Annotated in this window: 16 protein-coding genes and 1 tRNA gene; 10 read left to right on the top strand and 7 right to left on the bottom strand. The window is 70.8% G+C overall.

Annotated elements, in window-relative coordinates; genetic code table 11:
• Positions 1-156: 156 nt before the first annotated feature.
• The gene (locus AC07AZ_RS23530; protein ID WP_478850795.1) at positions 157-2724 is read right to left on the bottom strand and encodes an ABC transporter permease; all 2568 of its coding nucleotides are present in this window, start codon (positions 2722-2724) and stop codon (positions 157-159) included.
• Positions 2721-3509 (bottom strand): ABC transporter ATP-binding protein, encoded by a 789-nt coding sequence (locus AC07AZ_RS23525; protein WP_478850793.1) that lies wholly within the window; start codon positions 3507-3509, stop codon positions 2721-2723. The genes AC07AZ_RS23530 and AC07AZ_RS23525 overlap by 4 nt, the downstream gene beginning before the upstream one ends.
• A 706-nt stretch (positions 3510-4215) precedes the next feature.
• Here AC07AZ_RS23525 and AC07AZ_RS23520 point away from each other — a divergent pair.
• On the top strand, positions 4216-4662 hold the full coding sequence (locus AC07AZ_RS23520) for a DUF485 domain-containing protein (RefSeq protein WP_478850791.1): 447 nt from the start codon (positions 4216-4218) through the stop codon (positions 4660-4662).
• 26 nt (positions 4663-4688) lie between these two features.
• A complete protein-coding gene (locus AC07AZ_RS23515) occupies positions 4689-6269 on the top strand; it encodes a sodium/solute symporter (protein WP_478850995.1) in 1581 nt (526 codons plus the stop codon).
• 79 nt (positions 6270-6348) lie between these two features.
• On the opposite strand, the gene AC07AZ_RS23510 is transcribed toward AC07AZ_RS23515, so the two are convergent.
• From AC07AZ_RS23510 to AC07AZ_RS23500, 3 genes are all read right to left on the bottom strand, one after another.
• Complete coding sequence (locus AC07AZ_RS23510; RefSeq protein WP_478850789.1) at positions 6349-7239, bottom strand: cellulose-binding protein; 891 nt, start codon at positions 7237-7239, stop codon at positions 6349-6351.
• 202 nt (positions 7240-7441) lie between these two features.
• Positions 7442-10390 (bottom strand): SUKH-4 family immunity protein, encoded by a 2949-nt coding sequence (locus AC07AZ_RS23505; protein WP_478850993.1) that lies wholly within the window; start codon positions 10388-10390, stop codon positions 7442-7444.
• A gap of 8 nt (positions 10391-10398) precedes the next feature.
• Positions 10399-11469: an SMI1/KNR4 family protein gene (locus tag AC07AZ_RS23500; protein WP_478850787.1), complete on the bottom strand. Its 1071-nt coding sequence runs from the start codon at positions 11467-11469 to the stop codon at positions 10399-10401.
• 348 nt (positions 11470-11817) lie between these two features.
• Here AC07AZ_RS23500 and AC07AZ_RS23495 point away from each other — a divergent pair, with 348 nt between their 5' ends.
• On the top strand, positions 11818-12345 hold the full coding sequence (locus AC07AZ_RS23495) for a YwqJ-related putative deaminase (protein WP_478850785.1): 528 nt from the start codon (positions 11818-11820) through the stop codon (positions 12343-12345).
• Between the two features lie 170 nt (positions 12346-12515).
• Positions 12516-13010, top strand: a complete 495-nt coding sequence (locus tag AC07AZ_RS23490) for an SUKH-3 domain-containing protein (protein WP_478850783.1) — start codon at positions 12516-12518, stop codon at positions 13008-13010.
• A 78-nt stretch (positions 13011-13088) separates the two neighbouring features.
• Here the strand turns inward: AC07AZ_RS23490 and AC07AZ_RS23485 are convergent, their stop codons facing one another.
• Positions 13089-14396: a sensor histidine kinase gene (locus AC07AZ_RS23485; protein WP_478850781.1), complete on the bottom strand. Its 1308-nt coding sequence runs from the start codon at positions 14394-14396 to the stop codon at positions 13089-13091.
• Between the two features lie 167 nt (positions 14397-14563).
• On the opposite strand from AC07AZ_RS23485, the gene AC07AZ_RS23480 reads away from it, so the two are divergent.
• The 6 genes from AC07AZ_RS23480 (at position 14564) to pth (ending at position 19645) form a co-directional block, all read left to right on the top strand.
• Positions 14564-15436, top strand: a complete 873-nt coding sequence (locus AC07AZ_RS23480; RefSeq protein WP_478850779.1) for a hypothetical protein — start codon at positions 14564-14566, stop codon at positions 15434-15436.
• Between the two features lie 11 nt (positions 15437-15447).
• Positions 15448-15518 (top strand) — tRNA-Gln (locus AC07AZ_RS23475).
• A gap of 114 nt (positions 15519-15632) precedes the next feature.
• Positions 15633-17081, top strand: coding sequence for a bifunctional UDP-N-acetylglucosamine diphosphorylase/glucosamine-1-phosphate N-acetyltransferase GlmU (gene glmU / locus AC07AZ_RS23470; protein ID WP_478850777.1), 1449 nt, complete (start codon positions 15633-15635; stop codon positions 17079-17081).
• 130 nt (positions 17082-17211) lie between these two features.
• The gene (locus AC07AZ_RS23465) at positions 17212-18186 is read left to right on the top strand and encodes a ribose-phosphate diphosphokinase (RefSeq protein ID WP_478850775.1); all 975 of its coding nucleotides are present in this window, start codon (positions 17212-17214) and stop codon (positions 18184-18186) included.
• A 185-nt stretch (positions 18187-18371) separates the two neighbouring features.
• Positions 18372-18959 (top strand): 50S ribosomal protein L25/general stress protein Ctc, encoded by a 588-nt coding sequence (locus AC07AZ_RS23460; protein ID WP_478850773.1) that lies wholly within the window; start codon positions 18372-18374, stop codon positions 18957-18959.
• A gap of 83 nt (positions 18960-19042) precedes the next feature.
• Positions 19043-19645, top strand: a complete 603-nt coding sequence (gene pth, locus AC07AZ_RS23455; RefSeq protein WP_478850771.1) for an aminoacyl-tRNA hydrolase — start codon at positions 19043-19045, stop codon at positions 19643-19645.
• Between the two features lie 232 nt (positions 19646-19877).
• On the opposite strand, the gene ppc is transcribed toward pth, so the two are convergent.
• On the bottom strand, positions 19878-22631 hold the full coding sequence (ppc, locus tag AC07AZ_RS23450) for a phosphoenolpyruvate carboxylase (protein ID WP_478850769.1): 2754 nt from the start codon (positions 22629-22631) through the stop codon (positions 19878-19880).
• Between the last annotated feature and the right edge of the window lie 191 nt (positions 22632-22822).

Below are 22822 nucleotides of genomic sequence, written 5' to 3'. Positions count from 1 at the left end.
GGGGTTGTTCTGTGTTCTTCCATCCTCCCCTCGCCCCCCCCCCCCCCCCCCCCCCCCCCCCCCCCCCCCCCCCCCCCCCCCCCCCCCCGGGCCCATTTCCCCCGCTCCCCCCGTCTCCCCCGCTCCCCCGTCTCCCCCCGCGGTCGCGGCCGGTGGCTACTCCGTCGCGATCGCGTTCAGTACGTTCATCCGGCCCGCCCGGAACGCCGGGATGAGGGCCGCGAACAGTCCGACGAACGCCGACCCGACGAACACCCCGATGATCGTCGGCCACGGGATCTCCAGGACCTTCAGGCCCTGCAGGGCGAGCAGCTTCTGTGCCGTGGCCCCCCAGCCCATGCCGAGGCCGAGGCCGAGCAGGGCGCCGAAGAGGGCGATCACCACCGACTCCAGGCGGATCATCCGGCGCAGCTGGCGGCGCGAGAGGCCGATCGCCCGCATCAGGCCGATCTCCCGGGTCCGCTCCACCACCGACAGCGCCAGCGTGTTCACCACACCGAGGACCGCCACGATGATCGCGAGGGCCAGCAGGCCGTAGACCATGTTCAGGAGCTGGCCGATCTGGTCCTTCAGTTCCTGCTTGTAGTCGGTCTGGTCGCGGACCTCGTACTGCGGGTAGGCGGCCAGGGACTTCTTCAGCGCCGCGTAGGCGGCCTTCTGCTCGCCCTCCTTGGCCTCGGCGAACATGATCTGGTTCGGCGGGACCTTGTCGGCGGGCAGGTACCTCTTCATGGTGTCGAGGCTGATGTACCGCGCGCCCTGGTCGATGGCCACGTCGTCGTCGGTGATCGCCGCGACCTTCAGCCGGGCGGTGCTGCCGCCCTTGAAGGCGACGGTCAGGGTGTCGCCGACCTTGACGTGGTGCTCGGTGGCGTAGTCGGAGCCGACCGACATGGCGTCCTTGCCGTAGGCGGCGGCCAGGTCGCCGGCGGTCGTCTTGCGGCGCAGGTCCTGGGCGTACGTGGGGTCGGCGGCGGTGACGCCGTCGGTGTCGGCCTTGCCGTCCGGGGAGGTCATCCTCGCGTCCAGGTCCTTGTAGCGCGTGACGTGCGCCAGGCCGGGCGTGGACTCGACGGCCTTCTCGGCCTGCGGGACGATCCGCTGGTTGCCCTCGATGATGAAGTCCACGCCGACCGACCTGTCCAGTTCGTCGGTCGCGGAGGCCACCATCGAGGAACCGACGACCGAGAGACAGGCGACCAGGGCGAGGCCGATCATGAGGGCCGCGCCGGTGGCGCCGGTACGGCGCGGGTTGCGCAGCGCGTTGCGTTCGGCCATGCGTCCCACGGGGCCGAACATCCGCAGCAGGACCACGCTGAGCACGCGGACCACGCCGCCGGCGAGCAGCGGACCGATGATCACGAACCCGATGAGGGTGAGGACGACACCCGCGGCCAGGACCAGCGATCCGTCGCTCGCCTTGTCGGCGGTGGCCGCCGCGTAGAGGGCGAGGCCGCCGGCGCCGGTGAGGACCAGGCCGACGAGGCCGCGGACGAGGCCCGCCCTGCCGTCCGCCGGGGTGCCGGCGTCACGCAGCGCCGCCATCGGGGAGACCTTGCCGGCGCGGCGGGCCGGGACGTAGGCGGCCAGGACGGTGACGATGATGCCGAGCGCGAGGCCGGCGACCGCGGTCGTCCACTTCACGGTGAGGTCGTCCGTGGACAGTTCCATGCCCATCGACGACATGACCTTCATCAGGCCGACCGCGAGGCCGACGCCCGCGCCGACGCCGAGGACCGAGCCGAAGACGCCGAGCAGCAGCGCCTCGACCAGGACCGAGCGGTTGACCTGCTTGCGGGAGGAGCCTATGGCGCGCATCAGCCCGATCTCGCGGGTGCGCTGGGCGACCAGCATCGAGAAGGTGTTGATGATGAGGAAGATGCCGACCAGGAAGGCGATTCCGGCGAAGCCGAGCATGGCGTACTTGATGACGTCCATGAACGTGCCGACGCTGCTGCGGTTCTCGTCCGCGTTCTCCTTCTGCGTCTGCACCTTGTAGGTGCCGGCGCCGAGGGTGGCGGTGACGTTCCGCTTGAGCAGGGTGTCGCTGACGCCGGCGTCGGCGGTGACGTTGATGTTCGTGAACCGGCCGGTGGCGCCCAGCAGTTCGCGCTGCGAGGTGGCGGTGTCGAAGTAGACGACGGCCGCACCGGGGTTGGTCACCTTGAAGGTGGCGATGCCGACGATGCGCGCCTTGAAGTCGCCGGTGACGGCGATGGTGCGCAGTTCGTCCCCGATCTTCAGGTGGTGCTTGTCGGCGGTGTCGGCGTCGACCATCGTCTCGGCCGGGCCGCGCGGGGCGTGCCCGGAGGTGATCTCCATCGAACGCAGTTCGTTCTGCGTCCAGTTGCCCGCGATGGTCGGGGCGCCGGTCGACGACCCCATGTTCTCGTTGTGGCTGTCGACGACGGTCACGCTCGACGAACTGACCGCGCCTTCGGCGGACTTGACGCCCTGTGCCGTCCGCGCCCGCTCCAGCACGGAGGCGGGGAGTGACGCGGGCCGGCCGTTCTGCGGGGTGTCGTCGGCCTTGGCTCCCTGCGGGGAGACCGTCACGTCGGACGCCGTCGCCGCGAAGAGCTTGTCGAAGGTGGTGTTCATCGTGTCGGTGAACACCAGCGTGCCGCACACGAAGGCGACCGACAGCAGGACGGCCACGGCCGACAGGGCCATGCGCCCCTTGTGCGCGAAGAAGTTGCGCATCGAGGTCCTGAGCACGGTCATGACGTACGCCCCCGGGCGTCGAAGTCCTTCATGCGGTCGAGGACCGTGTCGGCGGTCGGGTGGAACATCTCGTCGACGATCCGGCCGTCGGCGAGGTACAGCACACGGTCCGCGTAGGAGGCGGCCACCGGGTCGTGGGTGACCATCACGATGGTCTGTCCGAGGTCGTCGACGGACCGGCGCAGGAAGCCGAGGACCTCGGCGCCGGCCCGGGAGTCGAGGTTGCCCGTCGGCTCGTCGCCGAAGATGATCTCGGGCCGGGCGGCGAGGGCGCGGGCCACCGCTACCCGCTGCTGCTGGCCGCCGGAGAGCTGGTTGGGCCGGTGCCGCAGCCGCTCGCGGAGGCCGACGGTGTCGATGACCTGGTCGAGCCAGGCCCGGTCCGGCTTGCGGCCGGCGATGTCCATGGGCAGCGTGATGTTCTCGAGTGCGCTGAGCGTCGGGAGCAGGTTGAACGCCTGGAAGATGAAACCGATCCGGTCCCGGCGCAGCTTCGTGAGCTTCTTGTCCTTCAGCCCGGTGATCTCGGTCTCGTCCAGGTGGATCTGACCGCTCGTCACGGTGTCGAGTCCGGCGAGGCAGTGCATCAGGGTGGACTTGCCGGACCCCGAGGGGCCCATGATCGCGGTGAACTGGCCGCGGACGATGTCCACGTCGACGTGGTCGAGCGCGACGACCCGGGTCTCCCCGGACCCGTACGCCTTCACGACCTGCCGCGCCCGTGCGGCAACGGCCGTACGCCCTCCAGTGCCCCCGTGCCTGGGAATGGTCACAGCCGATGTCACGGTATGTCTCCTATGTCAGTAAACGAGTGGAACGTGCGTTCCCCTGGTGCGTGCGCACCCGGTGCTGCCGGTCGGGCGGTCGGGCGGTCGAAACGGTGAGCGGTCCGTCCTGTCCGCCCTGTCCGTCCTGCTCACGTGGTCGAGTCTGGTGGTTGCGGGGGGTCCCGCGCGCTGGTGCCCAGCGCAGTCTTCTGCGGGGGAAAACCCCACCCCCGTGGGTCAGGTCCGCCACCCGTCGGCGGCGTAAAGCCAGGTTAAGGACGCCACCCGCCCGGTCTCCTCCTCCGCCGGTACGAACCCTCCCCGAGACGTGCGACGGAGGTACCCCTAGGGGCTGTCCACCTCCGGGTGGAGTGGATCTCGGGGTCGCTCCACCGTCCGGCCCCGCCACGCTCCACCCTCCCGCCACGTCGGGGGCGAGCGGGAAGCCGTCCTGCGTCAGCGGGACGTGGTGCTGCCGCGGTGGGCACCGCGCAGGTTCCCGGCCTCACGGAGTGCCCCCCGGGCAGCCGTCCCGGCCGGCCAAAAGTCGGAGTTAACGCCGGTAACACCCGAGGTCAGCGCGGCACGCACCTACCGACCGATCAGTTTGGTGAAACCCTCGCGCCTGCGCGAACCAGCGAGTAACGTGCGTGACTCCGCTCGCCCACCCCCCACCTCCCTGCGGTCCGCCGTGCCGGACCCGAGCCACGCAAGGAGCACCGGGATGTCCTACGACACGTCCCCGTCGTACCCGTATCCGGAACGACCACCGCACCACGCGTCCCCCTCCTACGCCACCTACCCGTGGCAGCCGGCCGAGCCAACCGAGCCCTCCCCACGGCCCACCTCGCACCACGCGCCGCTCGGGCACCACAGCGACCTGCGCGTCCTGCGCGGCGCCTACCGCCGGCAGCGGCGCGTGGCCACCCTCACCGCGCTCGGCTACTTCACCCTCTTCCTGATCCTGTCCGCGTCCGCCCCGGCCGTCATGACGACGACCGTCACCGACGGCCTGCCCACCGGTCTGCTGCTCGCCCTGATCCAGCTGCCCGTCACCTGGCTGGCCGTCATCGTGTACGAGCACACCGCGCGCCGCCACCTCGACCCCGTCGCCGACCGCATCCGCAGACAGTCCGAACTGGACGCCAGGCGGGGGGCGGTGCGGCCGTGAACGGATTCAGCGACTCGGCACAGGCGATGTCCCTCGTGGGGTTCTCCGCCATCGCCACCGTCACGCTCCTGCTGTGCGTGATGACCGGCCCTGACCGCGACGACCTCGACGAGTTCTACACCGGCTACGGCTCCCTGTCCCCCCTGCGCAACGGCCTGGCCATCGGCGGCGACTACATCTCCGCCGCGTCGGTGCTCGGCACCGGCGGAGTGATCGCGCTGTGCGGCTACGACGGGATCGTCCTGGCCCTCAGCACGGCACTGTCCCTGATGCTGCTGATGTTCCTGCTGGCCGAACCCCTGCGCAACACGGGCCGGTTCACCATGGGCGACGCCCTGGCCCGGCGAATGCCGGGACGCTCGGTGCGCATCGCCGCGTGCGGGGTGACCCTCGCCGCGCTGCTGCCCCTGATGCTGGTGCAACTCGCGGGCACGGGCCAGCTGCTGGCCTTCATCCTCGGCTTCTCCGGCGACTCGCTGAAGACGGGCTGCATCATCGGCCTGGGCATCCTGATGATCAGCTACGCCGCCATCGGCGGCATGAAGGGCACCGCCCTCATCCAGATCCTGAAGATCGTGATGCTGCTCGGCTCGGGCACCGCGGTCGCCCTGCTCATCCTGCACCGCTACGACTGGAACCCGGGCGCCCTGTTCGACGCGGCGGCCCGGCAGAGCGGGGTGGGCTCGGCGTTCCTCCACTCCGGCATCGAGTTCGCGGGCAGCCCCAACCCCCGCCTCGACATGATCACCTCCCAACTGTCGGTGGTGCTCGGCGGCGCCTGCCTGCCGCACGTCACCATGCGCATGTACACCGCCTCCAGCGCCCGACAGGTGCGCCGCTCGATGTCCTGGGCGGTGTCGTCGGTGGTGCTGTTCGTGGCCGTCATCACGGTCGTCGGGTTCGGTGCCACGGCGCTCATCGGACGGGCGGTCATCGCGCAGGCGGACCCGCGGGGCAACACGGCCTACCTGCTGGGCTCCCGGGCCGCCTTCGGCCTGGACGTCTCGACCGCGGAGACCCTGCTGTTCACCACGGTCACCACGGCGATCTTCCTGACCCTGCTCGCCTCCGTCGCCGGCATGATCCTCGCCTGCGCCAACTCCCTCGCCCACGACGTGTTCGCCGCCCGCGCACAGCAGATGTCGGCGCGCCGCGAGATGACGCTGGCCCGGCTGTCCGCGGTGGCGGTCGGCATCCCGGCGATCGCGCTGGCCACCCTGGTCCAGCACCGCAGCCTGCAGCCGCTGGTGACCCTGTCCTTCTGCCTGGGCGCCTCGGCGATCGCCCCCGCCCTGGTCTACAGCCTCTTCTGGCGCCGCTACACGCGGGCCGGCCTGCTGTGCACCCTGATCGGCGGCTCGCTCACGGTCCTGCTGCTGATGCCGGGCACGAACCTGGTCTCCGGCTCCCCGGTCTCGGCCTTCCCCGACGCCGACTTCAACTGGTTCCCCTTCACCACCACCGGCCTGGTCTCCATCCCGGCCGGCTTCGCCCTCGGCTGGCTCGGCACGGTGGCCTCCGGCCGCGCCAAGGCGGCGGAACAACGCAAGCAGTACGAAGCGGTGGAGGGCTGGATCCTGGCGGGGGCGGTCCGCAGGGGACGCTGACGACCGGCCCGGTCCCCTGACCGTCCGGTGCGCGTGCCCGGCGCCGGGAGCCGGGTGCCCGCTGCCGGGGACGGGCGGCTCACTCCGACGGTGCCGCCCGTCCCGTCAGGGCACTGAGACTGTCGCGAACGTTGTCGATGTGCGCCCGTACGTCGTCCCACCGCTCGCCGTGCTCCCGCAGCACCCGCTCGGTCTCCCGCACGATCCGCTCCTCACGCACCCGCGCCTCGGCCACCACCTCCGCCGCCCGCTCCCGCGCGTCCTCCTGCCGCTGCCGTAGCTCCGCCTCCGCCTCCGCGAACGCCTGCTTCGCCGCGGACAGGCCGGCCTCCGCGAGCGCCACCCGCTCGGCGTGCCGCGCGCCCAGCGCGGCCGCGCGCTCCTCGGCCTCCCGCTCGGCCTCGGCCCAGCGCTCCGCGTGCTCCCTGGCCTGCTCGGCCAGCAGGGCCGCGGTGCGCTGCCGTACGTCCCGCAGCGCGGCCAGCGACTCGCCACGGCTCTCCTTCACCTCGCGCCTTGCCGCGATCCGGATCTCGTCGGCCTCGGCGCGCGCCGCGAGCAGCCGCTGCCGGGCGCGTTCGTCGGCCTCGGCCAGGACGGTGTCGGCGTGCGTCCGCGCGGCCTCCTCCACCTCGGCCGCCCGCGCCCGCGCCTCCTCCACCAGGCCGCGGGCCTGCTCGCGGGCGCCGTCCCGGACGGCCGCGGCCTCCTCGCGGCCCAGTGCGAACAGCCGCCGCGCCCGGTCCCCGAGCGCCTCGTAGGTCTGCGGAGCCAGCCGGGCCACGGCATCCCGCAGGTCGGCCGCCTCCTCCTCCATCTCCCGGGCGAGGACGGTGAGACGGGCCGCCCGCTCCCACGCGGCGTCGCGATCCCGGGAAAGCGCCGCGGCGTACGCCTCGACCTGGTCGGGACGGTAGCCGCGGCCCCGTGCCACCACGAAGTCGCGGGTCGAGTCCGGTGCGCTGTTCATCCTGGAATCCCTCTCCGCCGAACGGACGCGAAAATAATGATTTCGCGCATATCCTGATGTATAGGGGGAAATGTTCGTAACGCGACACTCCGTGCGCAGGTCACGGGCGCCGACGACACGCAGAAGGGCCGGACCCGATCACACGATCGGGTCCGGCCCTTCACGAAGAGCGCCACGACACCTCAGCGGCGAGGTCTCCCCGTCACAGCAGCCCGTCCCACATCTGCTCCAGCAGCACCGACCACCAGCTCTCCGGCGAACCGAGCGCCGCCGGGTCGAGGGACACCAGCTGCGCCTGGAAGTCGACGGTCCAGCGGCCCGCCTGCTCCTGGTTCAGCCCGAACCGCAGCCGCCACATCCGGCCCAGCAGCGCCAGACAGCGCTGGAACTCGGGCAGCCCCGTGTTCACGAACTGCGGCGGTACGGGAGCACCGCCCGGCCCCGCCTCCACGGGCACGGCCACGATGTTCGCGGTGCCGTACTGCACACACAGCGCCCGCCCGAAGTCGCTGCCCATCACGAGGTACGAGCCCGCGTCCGGCGCCGGGCGCACCCCGCGCTCCTGCGCCAGCTCCGCCAGCGTGGGCACCGGCCGTCCCGGCTGGGCCTGCGCCCAGAAGAACGGACCCATGTCCACCGGCAGCCCCGCCACCACCAGCGAGTGCGCCACGACCGGCGGCACGCCCTGCCGGGACACGGCGGCCTGCTCGAACCGGAAGACCCCCGGCCCGAACGCCCCCGCCATCTCCTGCGCGACACCCTCCGGCGGAACCGGCGGCGCCGACTGCACCTGCGGCAACGGCGCGCGCACCGGCGCGGAACGCGCGGGCCCGTCGGCCACCTGATGCAACTCACCCTGATGGGCCAGGAGTTGCTGCATGCCCTGCTGCCGGCTCGCATGGTCGGTGCCGTACGGCGCGATACTCGCGAGCCGCGCCTGCGGCCACTGCTCACGGATCATCCGCGCACAGTAGGCGCCGGGCAGCTCGCACGGTTCGAGCTCCGTGTGCAGTTCGAGCACCTGGTTCGGCGGCACGTTCATCGCCCGCAGCTCGTGGAAGATCTGCCACTCCGGGTGTGGCGTCCCCGGCGCCGAACGCCGGATCAGCTGCTGCTCGGACCCGTCCTGCGCGCGGTAGCGCAGCACGGCCTGATACCCGGGGCCGACCGTCGGCGGCGCCTGCGGATAGCCGTAAGCGGACGGCTGCTGCCCGGGCACGGGCAGCCCCGGCGGCGGCATCGCACCCGGCGGCACGACACCGGGAGGCGGCATCACGCCCGGCGGCACGACACCGGGAGGCGGCATCACGCCCGGCGGCACGACACCGGGAGGCGGCATCACGCCGGCACCGGGCGGCATCGGCCGCGGACCACCCTGAACACCCGGAGCACCCGGACCGCCCGGACCAGGACCACCCTGAACACCCGGAGCACCCAGCCCGCCGAGCGCACCAGGTGCCTGCGGCGGCGGAGGGGCGCCGGGGCCGGTCACCGGAGGCGCGGACAGCACGGTCTCCGCGTGGTGAACGGCGCCCCGCGCGACCGCCGCGGCACCCTGCGCACCGGGAGAGTGAGGGACGCCGGGGGCACCGGGCGGTTGCGGCGCCCAGGGCGCGCCGGGCACACCAGGGGCGCTCGGCGGAGGCGGCGCACCCGCGCCCGCGCCCATCCGGCCGGGGTCTGCGAACACGGTGGCGGCATGGTCCACCGCACCCCCGGGCGGGTTGGGCGCACCGGGCGGGTGCGGCGCGCCCGGCGGCCGGGGCGCGTCCGGAACCGGGGCACCTCCCTGGCCGTCGGGGCCGAGCTGCGAGACGAGCTGGGTGGGCAGGTAACCGCCCGCCGGCGCGCCCGGCGCACCGGGACCGGCCGGCGGAGGAACCGCGCCCGGGCGCGCGCCGGGGGCCCCGGGCGCACCCGGCGGAGGCGGCGGGTTCGCACCCGCGCCCCGCGCCCGGCGCGGCTGGGGCGCCGCCTTGCTCGTCGCCGCGTCGGCGATGTCCCCGGCGTTCGGCGGCAGCGGCCGGACCGGCGCACCGGGACCGGCCGGCGGGGGCGGCGGCGAAACCGCGCCCGGACCCTGCGGGTAGCCGTAGGCCGACGCCCCCGCCGCGGGCGGCGCGTGGTGCGGAGGCGGCGGGCCCTGCGGCCCGCCCGGGGACGCAGCGGCCGCGCCGCCTCCCTGCGGATAGCCGTACGAGGAAGCCCCCGGCGACGCGGCGGGAGGACCGCCGGCCGGCGCTCCGGCAGCGGACGACGGAACACCGGCCGGACCGGGCCCCTGTGCCTGCCCGTGGCTCTGGCCCGGCCCCGGGCCCTGACCCTGCCGCCGGTCGCTGCCCGGCTCCCGCGTCCCCTGCGCGTTCGGGTCGGGGAACGCGGGGGCGAGCGCCGTCGGCGGGAGCCGGCTGCCACCCGAGATCAGGGCCGTCTTGGCGTCGGCCAGCCCCGCGGGCGGCGTGGTGTCGTCGTCGGCACCGCTCAGCGGCGGCGCGAACACGGTCGCGGGCAGCGGCACGGACCGGTCCTCACCCGCGTCCCCGTTGGTGTCGGTCCCGGCCCAGGGCGCGGCACCCGAAGGCGCCCCCGGACCGGCCGCCCCGAGCGGCACGCCCGCCTGCGTCTGCGGCAGCGAGTCCCGCGCGGACACCGGGTCGGCGGCGACAGCACGGTCGGAGGAGGACGCGCGGTCGGCAGCGGGAGCACGGTCGGCGGCCGACACGCGGTCCGGGGAGGGCACCGGCGCGGCGGCCGGCCCGTCCCCCCGCCGATCCGGGATGCCCAGCTTGTCCGCCGCCTCCTGCAACCACTCCGGCGGACTCAGCAGGAACGACGTCTGATTGAGATCGACCCGCGCCGAGGGCGCCGGCACCGGCTCGTCGGCCGGCTCCGGACGGCCGTACTCCTCCTCGTACCGGCGGATGACCTCACCCACCGGCAGCGCGGGCCACAACGTGGCCTCACCGCTGTCCCGGGCGAGCACCAGCCGCTGCGCGCCCCCGTCCGACCGCGGGCCCTCCGCCCGGTCCTCGGCCCACACCACGAACCCGAGCCCGAACTCCCGCACCCGCACCTCACGATGCTGGTACGAGGGCACGTCCCCGTTGATCCACTCCTCGGCGCGCTCCTGCGCCTGCGCGAAGGTCACCATCGTCCAGCTCACTCCCCCACCGAAGACGCCGAAGACGCCGAAGACCCCGGGACCCCCGGGACCCCCGGCTCCGGCGACACGGGAACCGCCTGCGCGAACCCACCGTCCACCATCAGGTTCGCCACCGTCTCCAACTCCGGCGGAGAACCCGCCAGTCGCGCCAGGAACACGTCGAAGTCCTCACCGCAGGGCAGCAGCAGCCGCTCCACGCGCTCCGCGGGCGCCCACCCGGGATCGACGTCCCGGGCATCGTCGTAGGCGCAGAAGAACACCGAACCGACGCCCCGCCCCTTCACCTTCACCGCCAGCAGACCGCCCTGCACGAACCCGACACCCAGATAGTCCTTGGTCAGATGGTCACGCAGGCACTTGTTGACATACACCAGGTCGTTCACCGCGGCCTCGTCGCGCACCGTGAAGAACGGCTGGTCGATCAGCAGCCCCAACTCCGCGTCCAGCGCCGTGCCCACCGGAGCGCACCCGCCCGCCGCCTTCAGAAACGACCGGTACGCGCCCGGCAGCCGGTACCCGAGATCCTCCTCGACCCCCTGCACCTGCGACTCGGTCACCGCCACCCCCGACTTCGGCAACCCGAAGTGCGCGGGCCGCGTCTCCTGCAACGGCCGCGTACCGCGCTTGCCGTGGTCGACGTTCGACGTCGCGATCCCGCCGTGATGGCGCAGCAACGCCTTCACCTCGACCGGGACCAGCTCCAGCCGGCGACCGCCGACCGCGTGGTGCCAGGTCCAGCCGTGCGGGGTCGCCACCGCGGGCACCGTGTCCCACAACTCGTGTCCGGTCGCCGCGAGCGCCGCGTTCGCCGACACGTAGTCCGTCAGCCGCAGTTCGTCGACACCGAAACCCTCCGGCGGCTCCGCGATCTCCGCCGCCGCCCGCGCGTACGGCGAGAAGTCCGGATAGCCGCGCTCGTCCACCCGCACCCCCCTCGGGTGACGGGCCGCGCGGACCGGGTCCGGGAAGTGCACGACCTGCCCGGCATAAGCCGCGTTGGGCGGCGCGGCTTGTCCCCCGGCCTGGCTGCCGGGAGGATCCCCCAGCCCGAGCCGACCTGTCGTCATGGCGGTTTGCCCCCTGCGGCACTCTGTACGACCCGCGGCGACCGGCTCCGGCCACCACGCCCCGTAACGACTGTCTCGTCCGTCTCGACTTCCGTCTCGCCCTCCGTCACCACGCGTCGAACAGGTCGACCGCGCGGATCCCTCGGATCGCGGTGCCGACAGCCTATGCGGTACGACGACACCGGTCACCGGGCACCGGTCAGCACCCCTCCGCTTCCGTGACCAGCCGTCACCCCCTAGTGACAGCCCGCCCAAACCCGGGCGTGTCGCATCGCCCCAGCTACCGCACCAGCCACGCCATTTGGCACTCTGTGTCGACCGGGAGGACGCCCGGGAGGGGATGAAGACATGAACACGACACACGCAGGACCGCACACCGGACAACCGCCGGGCACCTCCGGCGACCCCCGCGTCGGCTGGAGCACCACCGACAACGCGCACACACCCGTCCTACGCCACCGCCGCGACGGCATACTCCCCACCGTCGCCGCCGCCCTCTCCGTCCGCGGCACCACCCTCACCGGCACCGCCGCACGCGGCGACCAGCCCCCCGCCCTGCACCCCCTCGTCCAGGACTTCCTCGACACCCTCCCCAGCGCCCAACGCGACCGCTTCACCGGCCGCTGCGCCGAAACCATCCTCATCTCCCGCCACATCGCCGCCGCCGACGCCGAACGCAGCAAACGCGCCGCCCGCAGACCCATGACCAACGGCGAAGCCCGCAAATCACTCAAACAGGCAAAACTCACCACCCGCCGCATCCGCGAGGACGGCGACCCCCTGCACGGCGGATTCGCCGCCCCCTGCCGCGCCTGCACCGCCCTCAGCGCCCACTTCGGCGTCCGCGTCGTCAACCCCACGACGACCGACGACTGACCCCCGGCCCCCCACCACACCCCACAGCACCACACTCACCGCAGTCACCGCAGTCACCGCAGTCACCGCAGTCACCGCAGTCACCGCAGTCACCACCGCATTCCGCACCCCGCGCGACGACGCCCCGGCGCCCCACCGCGACCCGCACGAGCACGACGAACGAAGGGCAGATGCACACCGACCGCACCTCCACCACACGCTTCCCCGTCCCCGTCGACGCCACCCTCCGCGCCGCCGGCTGGCAACCCGGACGCTGGGACATAAAACAAGCCGAGATCTGGGCCGACACCCTGCGCGACCACACCTCACCCGCCGGACACCGCCACGCCGTCTTCCCCGCCGCCGTCGAAGCCTGGGCCGAATTCGGCGGACTCCACCTCACCCCCACCGGCCCCGGCCGACAAGTCGCCCCCGCCACCCTCCACCTCGACCCCCTCTACGGCCTCCACCTCGCCCGCACCCTCGGCGACCTCGGCCGCGCCCTCGACACCGACGTCTCCCCCCTCGGCACCGAAACCCAGACCGAAGCCCTCCTCGCCATGGACGCCAGCGGCCGCGTCTACACCCTCGACCACACCGGCGACTGGTACCTCGGCCCCGACATCGACCAAGCCCTCACCCGACTCATCACCGGCACCGAACCCATACGACTCACCGCCGGCTGACCCACCCCCACCGGCCCCCACCCGCCCCACACAGACGCCCACACGCCCCGGTCCGCGCCCCACACACCCCACCGCCACCTACGACGCCGGAATCACCGCCGACACCCGAAAACCCCCCGCATCCGTCGGCCCCGAAACAAACACACCCCCCAACCCCACGACCCGCTCCCTCATCCCCAACAAACCATTACCCCCCGACGGCAACCGCGCCGAAGACGCCGACGACACCTCCGGCGGCGGCTCGTTCTCCACCTGCATCGCGATCTCCGACACCCGATGCGCCAACCGCACATACGTCTTCGCCCCCGCCGCATGCTTGTGGACGTTCGTCAACGCCTCCTGCACCACACGGAACGCCGTCTGCTCGATCACCGCCGCGTACACCCGCTCCTCACCCTCCACCGACAGATCCACCACCATCCCCGCAGCCGCCGACTGCCCCACCAACTCCTCCAACTCCGACAGACACGGCCCCTCCCCCTCCTCCCCCACCCGAGAAGCCGCCACAGCAGCAGCCACACCCACCGCCACCAACGGCACCGCCGCCCGCTCCCGCCGCTCCACCCCGTCACCACTGCGCAGCACCCCGAGCATCTCCCGCAGCTCCGTCAGCGCCTGCCGCCCCATATCCCCCACCAACACCGCATTGCGCACCGCCTTCTCCGGATCCTTACGCGCCACCGCCTGCAGAGCCGCCGCATGCACCACCATCAGACTCACCCGGTGCGCCACCACGTCATGCATCTCCCGCGCGATCCGCGTCCGCTCCTCACCACGCGCCCACTCCGCCCGCTCCTCCGCCCGCTCCGCGAGCAACTGCAACTCCCGCTCCAGATCGTCCGCCCGCTCCCGCAGACTCTCCATCAACCGCCGCCGCGCCCCCACATACAGCCCCAACAACAACGGCGGCGCCGTCAACCCCAACGACGTCGCGATCGCCGCGAACGGCACGAACCAGTCCCCCAGCGTCAAATCCCCCCGCGCCATGTCCTGCCGCACCCGCACGAACGTCACGATCAACGTCCCCACCAGCGACATCCCCGCCAACGACGCGATCATCCGCCGCGGCAACTCCGACGCCGCCAGGGTGTAGAGACCGACAATGCCCATCAGGAAACCCATCTGGGCAGGCGTGATCGCGATCGACACCAACACGACCGCGACCGGCCACTTACGGCGCACCACCAGCACCGAACCGGCCAACAACCCGAAAACAACCCCCGCCGCCACCGGGACCCCCGCGTCCCGCGCGAACGGAATCCCCTCCACCGCACACTCCAGCGCGGAAACGCACGCCAGGCCCACATCGAGCACCGCGCTGCGCCACCTGGCCCACCACCACGGCCCTTCCCAAGCCGTCGCGTGGTCTTCCCCCGTCGTGGTCATGACTCCAGCCTACGGGCGCCGACCGCCCCTTTTCCGGCGAGTTTCCGCGACTGGCCTACACCACTCTCCGCAACCGATCGACAACGAAACGGCCCGATATCCCTCGAACTGCTGAATCGCACACCGTTCGACACCGGAAGCTCCGATTCCGCCGGGAGGGTATGCCTATGGCAAAAGCCCAGGAAAAATACGCCGACTTCGAAGGACTCAGGAAGCAGGCGATGGCCCTACGGCGAGACGGACTGAGCCGCCGGCAGATCCGCGACCGGCTGCACGTCGACAACAACGACATCCTGAATCGCCTCCTGGAGGGCGAGCCCCCTCCGGAATGGACGAAACGCCCGAACGCGAAGGACGACCTCAGGGACAGGGCGAGGGAGCTGCGGCTCCAGGGCTGGACGTACGACCGGATCCAGCTGGAGCTGGGGTGCTCCAAGAGCTCGATCTCACTCTGGGTGCGGGATCTGCCGAAGCCCGAGCGTCGCGACCCGACAGAACAGGCGAAGCTGGCCGCGCGCAGACGATGGGACCACGAGCTGGCGGTGCGCGACGAGGAGCGGCAGCGGATCAAGGCCGCCGCCGCGCAGAAAGTCGGCAGGATGTCCGACCGGGAACTTTTCCTGGTGGGTGTCGGCCTGTACTGGGCCGAGGGCGCCAAGGACAAGCCGTACGACCGCCGGGAGAACGTCACCTTCGTCAACAGCGACCCAGGCATGATCGAGGTGTTCCTGGCCTGGCTGGACCTACTGGAAGTGGGACGAGAGCGACTCCGGTACGCCGTGATGATCCACGAGAGCGCGGACGCGGCGGGCGCTGAGCAGTACTGGGCCGACCTCGTCGGAGCGGACCGCTCCAGGTTCTACAAGACGTCTCCCAAGAAACACAACCCGAAGACCGTGCGCAGGAACACCGCAGATTCGTACCGCGGCTGCTTGGTCATCAAAGTCCTGAAGGGTGCCGACTTGTACCGTCGCATCGAGGGCTCCTGGTGCGGCATAGTGGAGTCCGCGCGAGAAGCCGATCTACGGAATCGGACATAGCGCTAAAACCATCCCGGATCGTCTAAGGGCAGGACAAACGGTTTTGGTCCGTTGAATGAGGGTTCGAATCCTTCTCCGGGAGCCCTTGCCTGTGGGCCCTGACAGCACTGTCAGGGCCCACTCTCATGTCTGCCATGAAACGCCCCGGTATCCTGCGGGTGTCCACGCCAGCCATTGAAAGCCGAAGGGCAACCCCGTGAGCGCCATTCGCCCGGCCGCCGTCGTCGTTCTCGCAGCGGGTGAGGGCACCCGTATGAAGTCGGCCACACCCAAGGTCCTGCATGAGATCTGTGGTCGTTCCCTGGTGGGTCATGTGCTCGCCGCCGCACGAGAGTTGGATCCCGAGAACCTGGTCGTCGTGGTCGGCCACGCGCGGGAGCAGGTCGTCGCGCACCTGACCGCGTCCGACCCGCATGTCCGTACCGCGGTGCAGGCGGAGCAGAACGGCACGGGGCACGCCGTGCGGATGGCGTTGGAGGAGTTGGGCGGTCCGGTCGAGGGGACGGTGGTGGTGGTCTGTGGTGACACCCCGCTGTTGAGCGGTGGGACGCTGCGGGCGCTCGCGGCGACGCATTCCGCCGACGGTAACGCGGTGACGGTGCTGACGGCGGAGGTGCCGGACGCGACGGGTTACGGCCGGATCGTGCGGGACGGGGTGTCGGGTGCGGTGACGGGGATCGTCGAGCACAAGGACGCGTCTGACGCGCAGCGGGGGATCCGTGAGATCAACTCGGGGGTGTTCGCGTTCGACGGGCGGCTTCTCGGGGACGCGCTCGGGAAGGTGCGTACGGACAACAGTCAGGGTGAGGAGTACCTGACGGATGTGCTGGGGATTCTGCGGGAGGCGGGGCATCGGGTCGGTGCGTCGGTCGCGGCCGATCACCGGGAGGTCGCGGGGATCAACAACCGGGTGCAGTTGTCCGAGGCGCGTCGCACGCTGAACGACAGGTTGTTGGATCGGGCGATGCTGGCCGGCGTGACGGTGGTCGACCCGGCGACGACGTGGGTCGATGTGGCGGTCACCTTCGAGCAGGACGCGGTGGTCCATCCGGGCACGCAGTTGCAGGGGGCCACGCATCTGGGTGAGGGTGCCGAGGTGGGCCCGAACAGTCGTCTGAAGGACACGGTGGTGGGTGCGGGGGCTCGGGTCGACACGACGGTGGCCGACGGCGCGCACGTGGGGGCGGGGGCGACCGTGGGGCCGTACGCCTATCTGCGGCCTGGTACCCGGCTCGGTTCCAAGGCCAAGATCGGTACGTATGTGGAGACGAAGAACGCGTCGATCGGTGAGGGGACGAAGGTTCCGCATCTGTCGTATGTGGGGGACGCGACGATCGGTGAGTACAGCAATATCGGTGCGGCGAGTGTGTTCGTGAACTACGACGGGGAGAGCAAGCACCACACGACGGTGGGTTCGCACTGCAAGACGGGTTCGGACAACATGTTTGTGGCTCCTGTCACGGTGGGGGATGGTGCGTACACGGCTGCGGGGTCGGTGATCACGAAGGATGTGCCGCCTGGTTCGTTGGCTGTGGCCCGTGGTCAGCAGCGGAATATCGAGGGTTGGGTGGCTCGTAAGCGTCCGGGGAGTGCGGCGGCGAAGGCGGCCGAGGCGGCGTCCCGGGAGCCTGATGGCGGAAGCTGACCGGAAACGGGTGCGTCGGTGACGGCGTACCGTGATAGATGCACACCCGCTTCCCCAGCTGAGAGGCCCTCTCGTTCGACGGAGGGGGTTGTTCGACTGCCAGCTGAGACACCTCTGAGGAGACAGTGCTGTGACCGGGATCAAGACGACCGGCGAGAAGAAGATGATGTTCTTCTCCGGCCGCGCCCACCCCGAGCTTGCCGAGGAGGTTGCCGAGCAGTTGGGTGTCGGGGTTGTTCCGACGAAGGCCTTCGATTTCGCCAACGGTGAGATCTATGTGCGGTATCAGGAGTCGGCGCGTGGTGCGGACTGCTTTCTGATTCAGAGCCATACGGCTCCGATCAACAAGTGGATCATGGAGCAGTTGATCATGATCGACGCGTTGAAGCGTGCGTCGGCGCGTTCCATCACGGTGATCGTGCCGTTCTACGGGTATGCCCGTCAGGACAAGAAGCACCGTGGTCGTGAGCCGATCTCGGCGCGGCTGATCGCGGACATGATGAAGACGGCGGGCGCGGACCGGCTGTTGACGGTGGATCTGCACACGGATCAGATCCAGGGTTTCTTCGATGGTCCGGTGGATCATCTGTTCGCGTTGCCGTTGCTTGCGGATTATGTGGGTCGCAAGGTCGACCGGAACAAGTTGACGGTGGTGTCTCCGGACGCGGGCCGGGTGCGGGTGGCGGATCGTTGGTGTGACCGTCTGGGTGCGCCGTTGGCGATCGTGCACAAGCGGCGTGACAAGGACGTGGCGAACCAGGTGACGGTGCACGAGGTCGTCGGTGAGGTCGAGGGCCGGGTGTGTGTGCTGGTCGACGACATGATCGACACGGGTGGCACGATCGTGGCGGCGGCGGACGCGTTGTTCGCGCATGGTGCGGAGGACGTCATCGTGACGGCGACGCATGGTGTGCTGTCGGGTCCGGCGGCGGATCGGTTGAAGAACTCGAAGGTGAGTGAGTTCGTGTTCACGAACTCGTTGCCGACGCCGGGTGAGCTGGAGCTGGACAAGATCACGGTGTTGTCGATCGCGCCGACGATCGCGAGTGCGGTGCGTGAGGTGTTCGAGGACGGTTCGGTGACGAGCCTGTTCGACGAGCAGTAGGACCGTTCGCTGCGAAGATCCTTTTGGGTGTGGCCTCCCCGCCGAGTAGACTGCGTTCGTTGCTCGGCGAGGGAGGCCGTACCGCTTCACAGGAGGCGTACGGCGGTCCGTTATCGACGCGCTCTTCGTAGCAGGCCGATGGTTTGGCCGGGTGACCACTTTCCCCAGTTCTACGAGGAGTGAACATGTCTGAGGTCAAGCTGGCCGCCGAGCCCCGTACCGAGTTCGGTAAGGGTGCTGCCCGCCGTATCCGCCGGGACAGCAAGGTTCCCGGGGTTGTCTACGGTCACGGTGGTGACCCGATCCACGTGACGCTGCCGGGTCACGAGCTGCTGCTCGCGCTGCGTACGCCGAACGTCCTGCTGTCTCTTGAGCTTGAGGGCAAGACGCAGCTGGCGATCCCGAAGGCCGTGCAGCGTGACGCGATCAAGGGGTACCTGGAGCACGTGGACCTGCTGCTGGTCCGCAGTGGTGAGAAGGTCAACGTCGAGGTGTACGTGCAGACCGAGGGTGACCTCGCGCCGGGCGCGTACCTGCTCGAGCACGTGCTGAGCACGCTGACGGTCGAGGCCGAGGCCACGCACATCCCGGAGTCGGTCACCGTCTCCATCGAGGGCCTGGAGGCCGGTGCCTCCATCCTGGCGAAGGACATCCCGCTGCCCGAGGGCACGACGCTGGCGATCGACGAGGACGCGGTCGTCCTTCAGGTCCTCGCCGCGCAGGCTGAGGAAGCCCCCGCCGAGGGCGAGGGTGACCTGGCTGCCGAGGTCTGATCGGGCCGGCCGGGTTGTTCCGGCTTCAGCACCAGCCGCTGCTTCCTTTGGGGGGCGGCGGCTGGCGTGTTACTCAAGGAGACATGGACGTGACGACTGACGCGGGCGCTCCGTGGCTGATCGCGGGGTTGGGGAATCCCGGGCCGGAGTACGCGATGAACCGGCACAACGTGGGTTTCATGGTGGCGGATCTGCTGGCTGGGCGGATGGGGGGCCGGTTCAAGCGGGCGGGGAAGGCTCAGGCGCAGGTCGTTGAGGGGCGGTTCGGTGCGCCGGGGCCGGCGAGCCGGCGGGTGATCCTGGTGAAGCCGATGTCGTACATGAATCTGTCGGGTGGGCCGGTGACGGCGTTGCGGGACTTCTACAAGGTGCCGACGGCGCGTGTGGTGGCGGTGCATGACGAGCTGGACATCGATTTCGGGGCGTTGCGGTTGAAGCTGGGTGGCGGTGACAACGGGCACAACGGGTTGAAGTCGATGACGAAGGCGATGGGGGCGGAGTATCACCGGGTGCGGTTCGGGATCGGGCGGCCGCCGGGTCGTATGCAGGTCGCGGATTTCGTGCTGAAGGACTTCTCGTCGGCGGAGCGCAAGGAGCTGGACTACCTGGTGGACCGGGCGGCGGATGCGGTGGAGGCGCTGGTGCTGGAGGGGTTGGAGCGGGCGCAGGGGACGTACAACTCCTGAGGTGCTGGGTGCCGGCTCTGCGGGAGTTGACCGCGAGTGTGGGCATGGCCAAGGATCTCGGCATGCATGCCGCTGTCACCTCCCGTCGGGGCAACCGTCGCGTGCGGGTTCGGGGCTCGCGCTGCTCTCGGTGACGTTCCTGCTGCTGTGACCTGGAGGGTTGACCGCGGACGCGGAAGGGCGGTGCCCGCGAGCTTCGTACAAGCTCGGGGGCACCGCCCTTCCGTTGTGGTCAGCCGGTGTTGCGCAGGCCGGCCGCGACGCCGTTGACGGTGAGGAGCAGGGCCCGGGCCAGCAGCGGGTCGGGGTCGGTGCCGGCGGCGGCCGCGTCGCGCTGGCGCTTGAGCAGGGCGACCTGGAGGTAGGAGATGGGGTCCAGGTAGGCGTCGCGGATGGTGAAGGTCTGCTTCAGCACGGGGGTGGCGTCGAGGAGTTCCTGCTCGCCGGTGATGCGCAGGACCTCGCGGACGGTCAGTTCGTGTTCGGCGCGGATGGTGTCGAAGACGTGCTTGAGTTCGTCGGGGACGAGGGTGTCGACGTAGTGGGCGGCGATCCGCAGGTCGGTCTTGGCGAGGGTCATCTCGACGTTGGAGATGAAGTTGCGGAAGAAGTGCCAGTGCTCGTGCATCTCGTCGAGGACGGTGTCTCCTTCCTGTCGCAGGCCGGCCTCGCGCAGTGCCTTCAGTCCGGAGCCGACGCCGAACCAGCCGGGCACGATCTGTCGGGACTGGGTCCAGCCGAAGACCCAGGGGATGGCGCGCAGGCCGTCGAGGCCGGCGCCGGAGTCGGGCCTGCGTGAGGGCCTGGATCCCAGGTGGAGGTCGGCGAGCTGGTCGACGGGGGTGGCGGCGAAGAAGTAGGCGGGCAGGTCGGGGTCGTCGACGAGTCTGCGGTAGGCGGCTTCGGCGGCGTCGCTGACGACGTCCATCGCCGCGTCCCAGCGGGCCAGGGCCTCCTCGGACTGGCGGGGTGCGGTGTGCAGGGCGGATGCCTGGAGGGTGGCCGCGACGGTCAGTTCCAGGTTCTCCCTGGCCAGTGACGGTACGAGGTACTTGTCGGAGATGACCTCGCCCTGTTCGGTGACCTTGATCTCGCCTTCGAGGGTGCCCCAGGGCTGGGCGAGGATCGCGTCGTGGGAGGGGCCGCCGCCGCGGCCGACGGTGCCGCCGCGGCCGTGGAAGAGGCGCAGCCGGACGCCGTAGCGGTGGGCGACGTCGCGGAGGCGGCGCTGGGCGCGGTGGATCTCCCACTGGCTGGTGGTGATGCCGCCGAACTTGGAGGAGTCGGAGTAGCCGAGCATGACTTCCTGGACGTCTCCGCGCAGCGCGACGAGGCGGCGGTAGGAGGGGTCGGAGAGCATGTCCTCGAGGATGGTGTCGGCGGCCTTGAGTTCGTCGGTGGTCTCCAGGAGGGGGACGATGCCGATCTTGGCCCAGCCGGCGTGCAGGTCGAGGAGGCCGGCTTCGCGGGCGAGGACGGCGGCGGCGAAGACGTCGTCGGCGCCCTGGCACATGGAGATGATGTACGACTCGATGACCTCGGGTCCGAAGACCTCCAGGGCCTTGCGGACGGTCTGGAAGACGCCGAGGGTCTTGTGGCCGGCGGCGTCCACGGGGGCCGGGCTGGGGGCGAGGGGCCGGCGGGAGCGGAGTTCCTTCGCGAGGAGCTTGCCGCGGTAGTCGCGGGGCATGTCGGCGTAGCGCCAGGATTCCTCGCCGAGGCGGTCGAAGAGCTGGCCGAGGGCGTGGTGGTGGGCGTCGGCGTGTTCGCGTACGTCCATGGTGGCGAGCTGGAGGCCGAAGGCGGCGAGGGTGCGGATGGTGCGGTCCATGCGGCCGTCGGCGAAGAGTCCGCCGCGGTGTTCCCTCAGGGAGGTCTGGATGAGGGTGAGGTCGTGGAGCAGCTCGGGGGTGCCGAGGTAGTCGCGGCCGGGTTCGTGGGGGATGCCCTTGGCGAGGCGGGTCTTGGTGTTCTCGAGCTTCTGCCGGATGCAGGTGGCCTTGAGCCGGTAGGGCTCCTCGGCGTTGAGCCGCTTGTAGCGGGGGCTGATCTCGGGGAGGCGTTCGAGGTCGGTGCCGAGGGAGTCGAGGAGTTCGGCGGTGGCGCCGGTGTAGCGGATGGAGTTCGACAGGAAGCCGCGCAGTTCGTCGATCATCTCCAGGGCGTCGTTGATGCCGTGTTCGTGCTGGAGGATGAGGACGTCCCAGGTGACCTGGGGGGTCACGTTGGGGTTGCCGTCGCGGTCGCCGCCGATCCAGGTGCCGAAGGTGAGGGGGCGGGTGTCGTCGGGCAGTTTGACGCCGACGCGCTCCAGTTCCGCGGTCAGGTCTTCCAGGACGTCTCCGACGGCGCCGGCGTGGAGTTCGTCGAGGTAGTAGATGGCGTTGCGGGCTTCGTCGGCGGGTTCGGGTCGTACGACGCGCAGCTCGTCGGTCTGCCAGACGAGGTCGATGTTCTCGGCCAGTCGGGTGTCGTGGCGGCGGCGGTCGGACTCGATGACGGGGGTTTCGAGGAGTGCGGCGATGCGGCGGAGCTTGTTGAGGACGGAGCGGCGTGCGGCCTCGGTGGGGTGGGCGGTGAACACGGGGCGGACGTTGAGGTTGCGGACGGTCGCGCGGAGGTGGTCGGGGTCGGCGTCCTTGAGGCGGTCGGCGGTGCGGGCGAGGAGGCCGCCCTCGGCGGCGCGCCGGGCGCGCAGTTCGCGGCCGCGGTGGACCTGTTCGGTGACGTTGGCGAGGTGGAAGTAGGTGGAGAAGGCGCGGACCAGTTTGGCGGCGGTCTCCAGTTCGGTGCCGCGCAGCAGTTCGGCTGCGGCCTCGCCGTCCTCGCGGGTGAGGCGGCGGACCTTCTCGACGAGTTCCAGCAGCTCGGGGCCCTCCTGGCGGACGAGGGTCTCACCGAGGAGGTCACCCAGCCGCCGGATGTCGGCGCGCAGTTCGGTGCTGGTCGTGGTGGCACTTGCAGTCAGGTCGTCGGCACTGCTCACAGGTGCGGCTCCTTGCAGTGTTGAAGCTCGTCCGGAGGGGTACCCGGTTCGCCCCTGGCGGTGGCTGCCGCATAGGGGGCGGGCTTCCGGGAAGAATTCTGAGCGGACCGCGCTGTCCGACCGACTCCAAGGATAGGTGTCCATGCGGACGCGCAGACTCTCGGGCTGTTGCCGCCGACCGGCGCGCTGTC

It is taken from the genome of Streptomyces sp. NPDC043878 (assembly GCF_056435735.1).
Note: the sequence above shows the minus strand (reverse complement) of the source record. Positions and strands in the feature narration are given on the sequence as shown.

Bases quoted from the DNA above. Each gene is read 5' to 3' on its own strand.
- AC07AZ_RS23515 (WP_478850995.1), top strand. From the start codon at position 4,689: ATGTCCCTCGTGGGGTTCTCCGCCATCGCCACCGTCACGCTCCTGCTG.
- AC07AZ_RS23480 (WP_478850779.1), top strand. From the start codon at position 14,564: ATGGCAAAAGCCCAGGAAAAATACGCCGACTTCGAAGGACTCAGGAAG.
- AC07AZ_RS23520 (WP_478850791.1), top strand. From the start codon at position 4,216: ATGTCCTACGACACGTCCCCGTCGTACCCGTATCCGGAACGACCACCG.
- AC07AZ_RS23485 (WP_478850781.1), bottom strand. From the start codon at position 14,396: ATGACCACGACGGGGGAAGACCACGCGACGGCTTGGGAAGGGCCGTGG.
- AC07AZ_RS23490 (WP_478850783.1), top strand. From the start codon at position 12,516: ATGCACACCGACCGCACCTCCACCACACGCTTCCCCGTCCCCGTCGAC.
- pth (WP_478850771.1), top strand. From the start codon at position 19,043: ATGGACGTGACGACTGACGCGGGCGCTCCGTGGCTGATCGCGGGGTTG.
- AC07AZ_RS23500 (WP_478850787.1), bottom strand. From the start codon at position 11,469: ATGACGACAGGTCGGCTCGGGCTGGGGGATCCTCCCGGCAGCCAGGCC.
- AC07AZ_RS23495 (WP_478850785.1), top strand. From the start codon at position 11,818: ATGAACACGACACACGCAGGACCGCACACCGGACAACCGCCGGGCACC.
- AC07AZ_RS23510 (WP_478850789.1), bottom strand. From the start codon at position 7,239: ATGAACAGCGCACCGGACTCGACCCGCGACTTCGTGGTGGCACGGGGC.
- AC07AZ_RS23530 (WP_478850795.1), bottom strand. From the start codon at position 2,724: ATGACCGTGCTCAGGACCTCGATGCGCAACTTCTTCGCGCACAAGGGG.
- AC07AZ_RS23505 (WP_478850993.1), bottom strand. From the start codon at position 10,390: ATGGTGACCTTCGCGCAGGCGCAGGAGCGCGCCGAGGAGTGGATCAAC.
- AC07AZ_RS23460 (WP_478850773.1), top strand. From the start codon at position 18,372: ATGTCTGAGGTCAAGCTGGCCGCCGAGCCCCGTACCGAGTTCGGTAAG.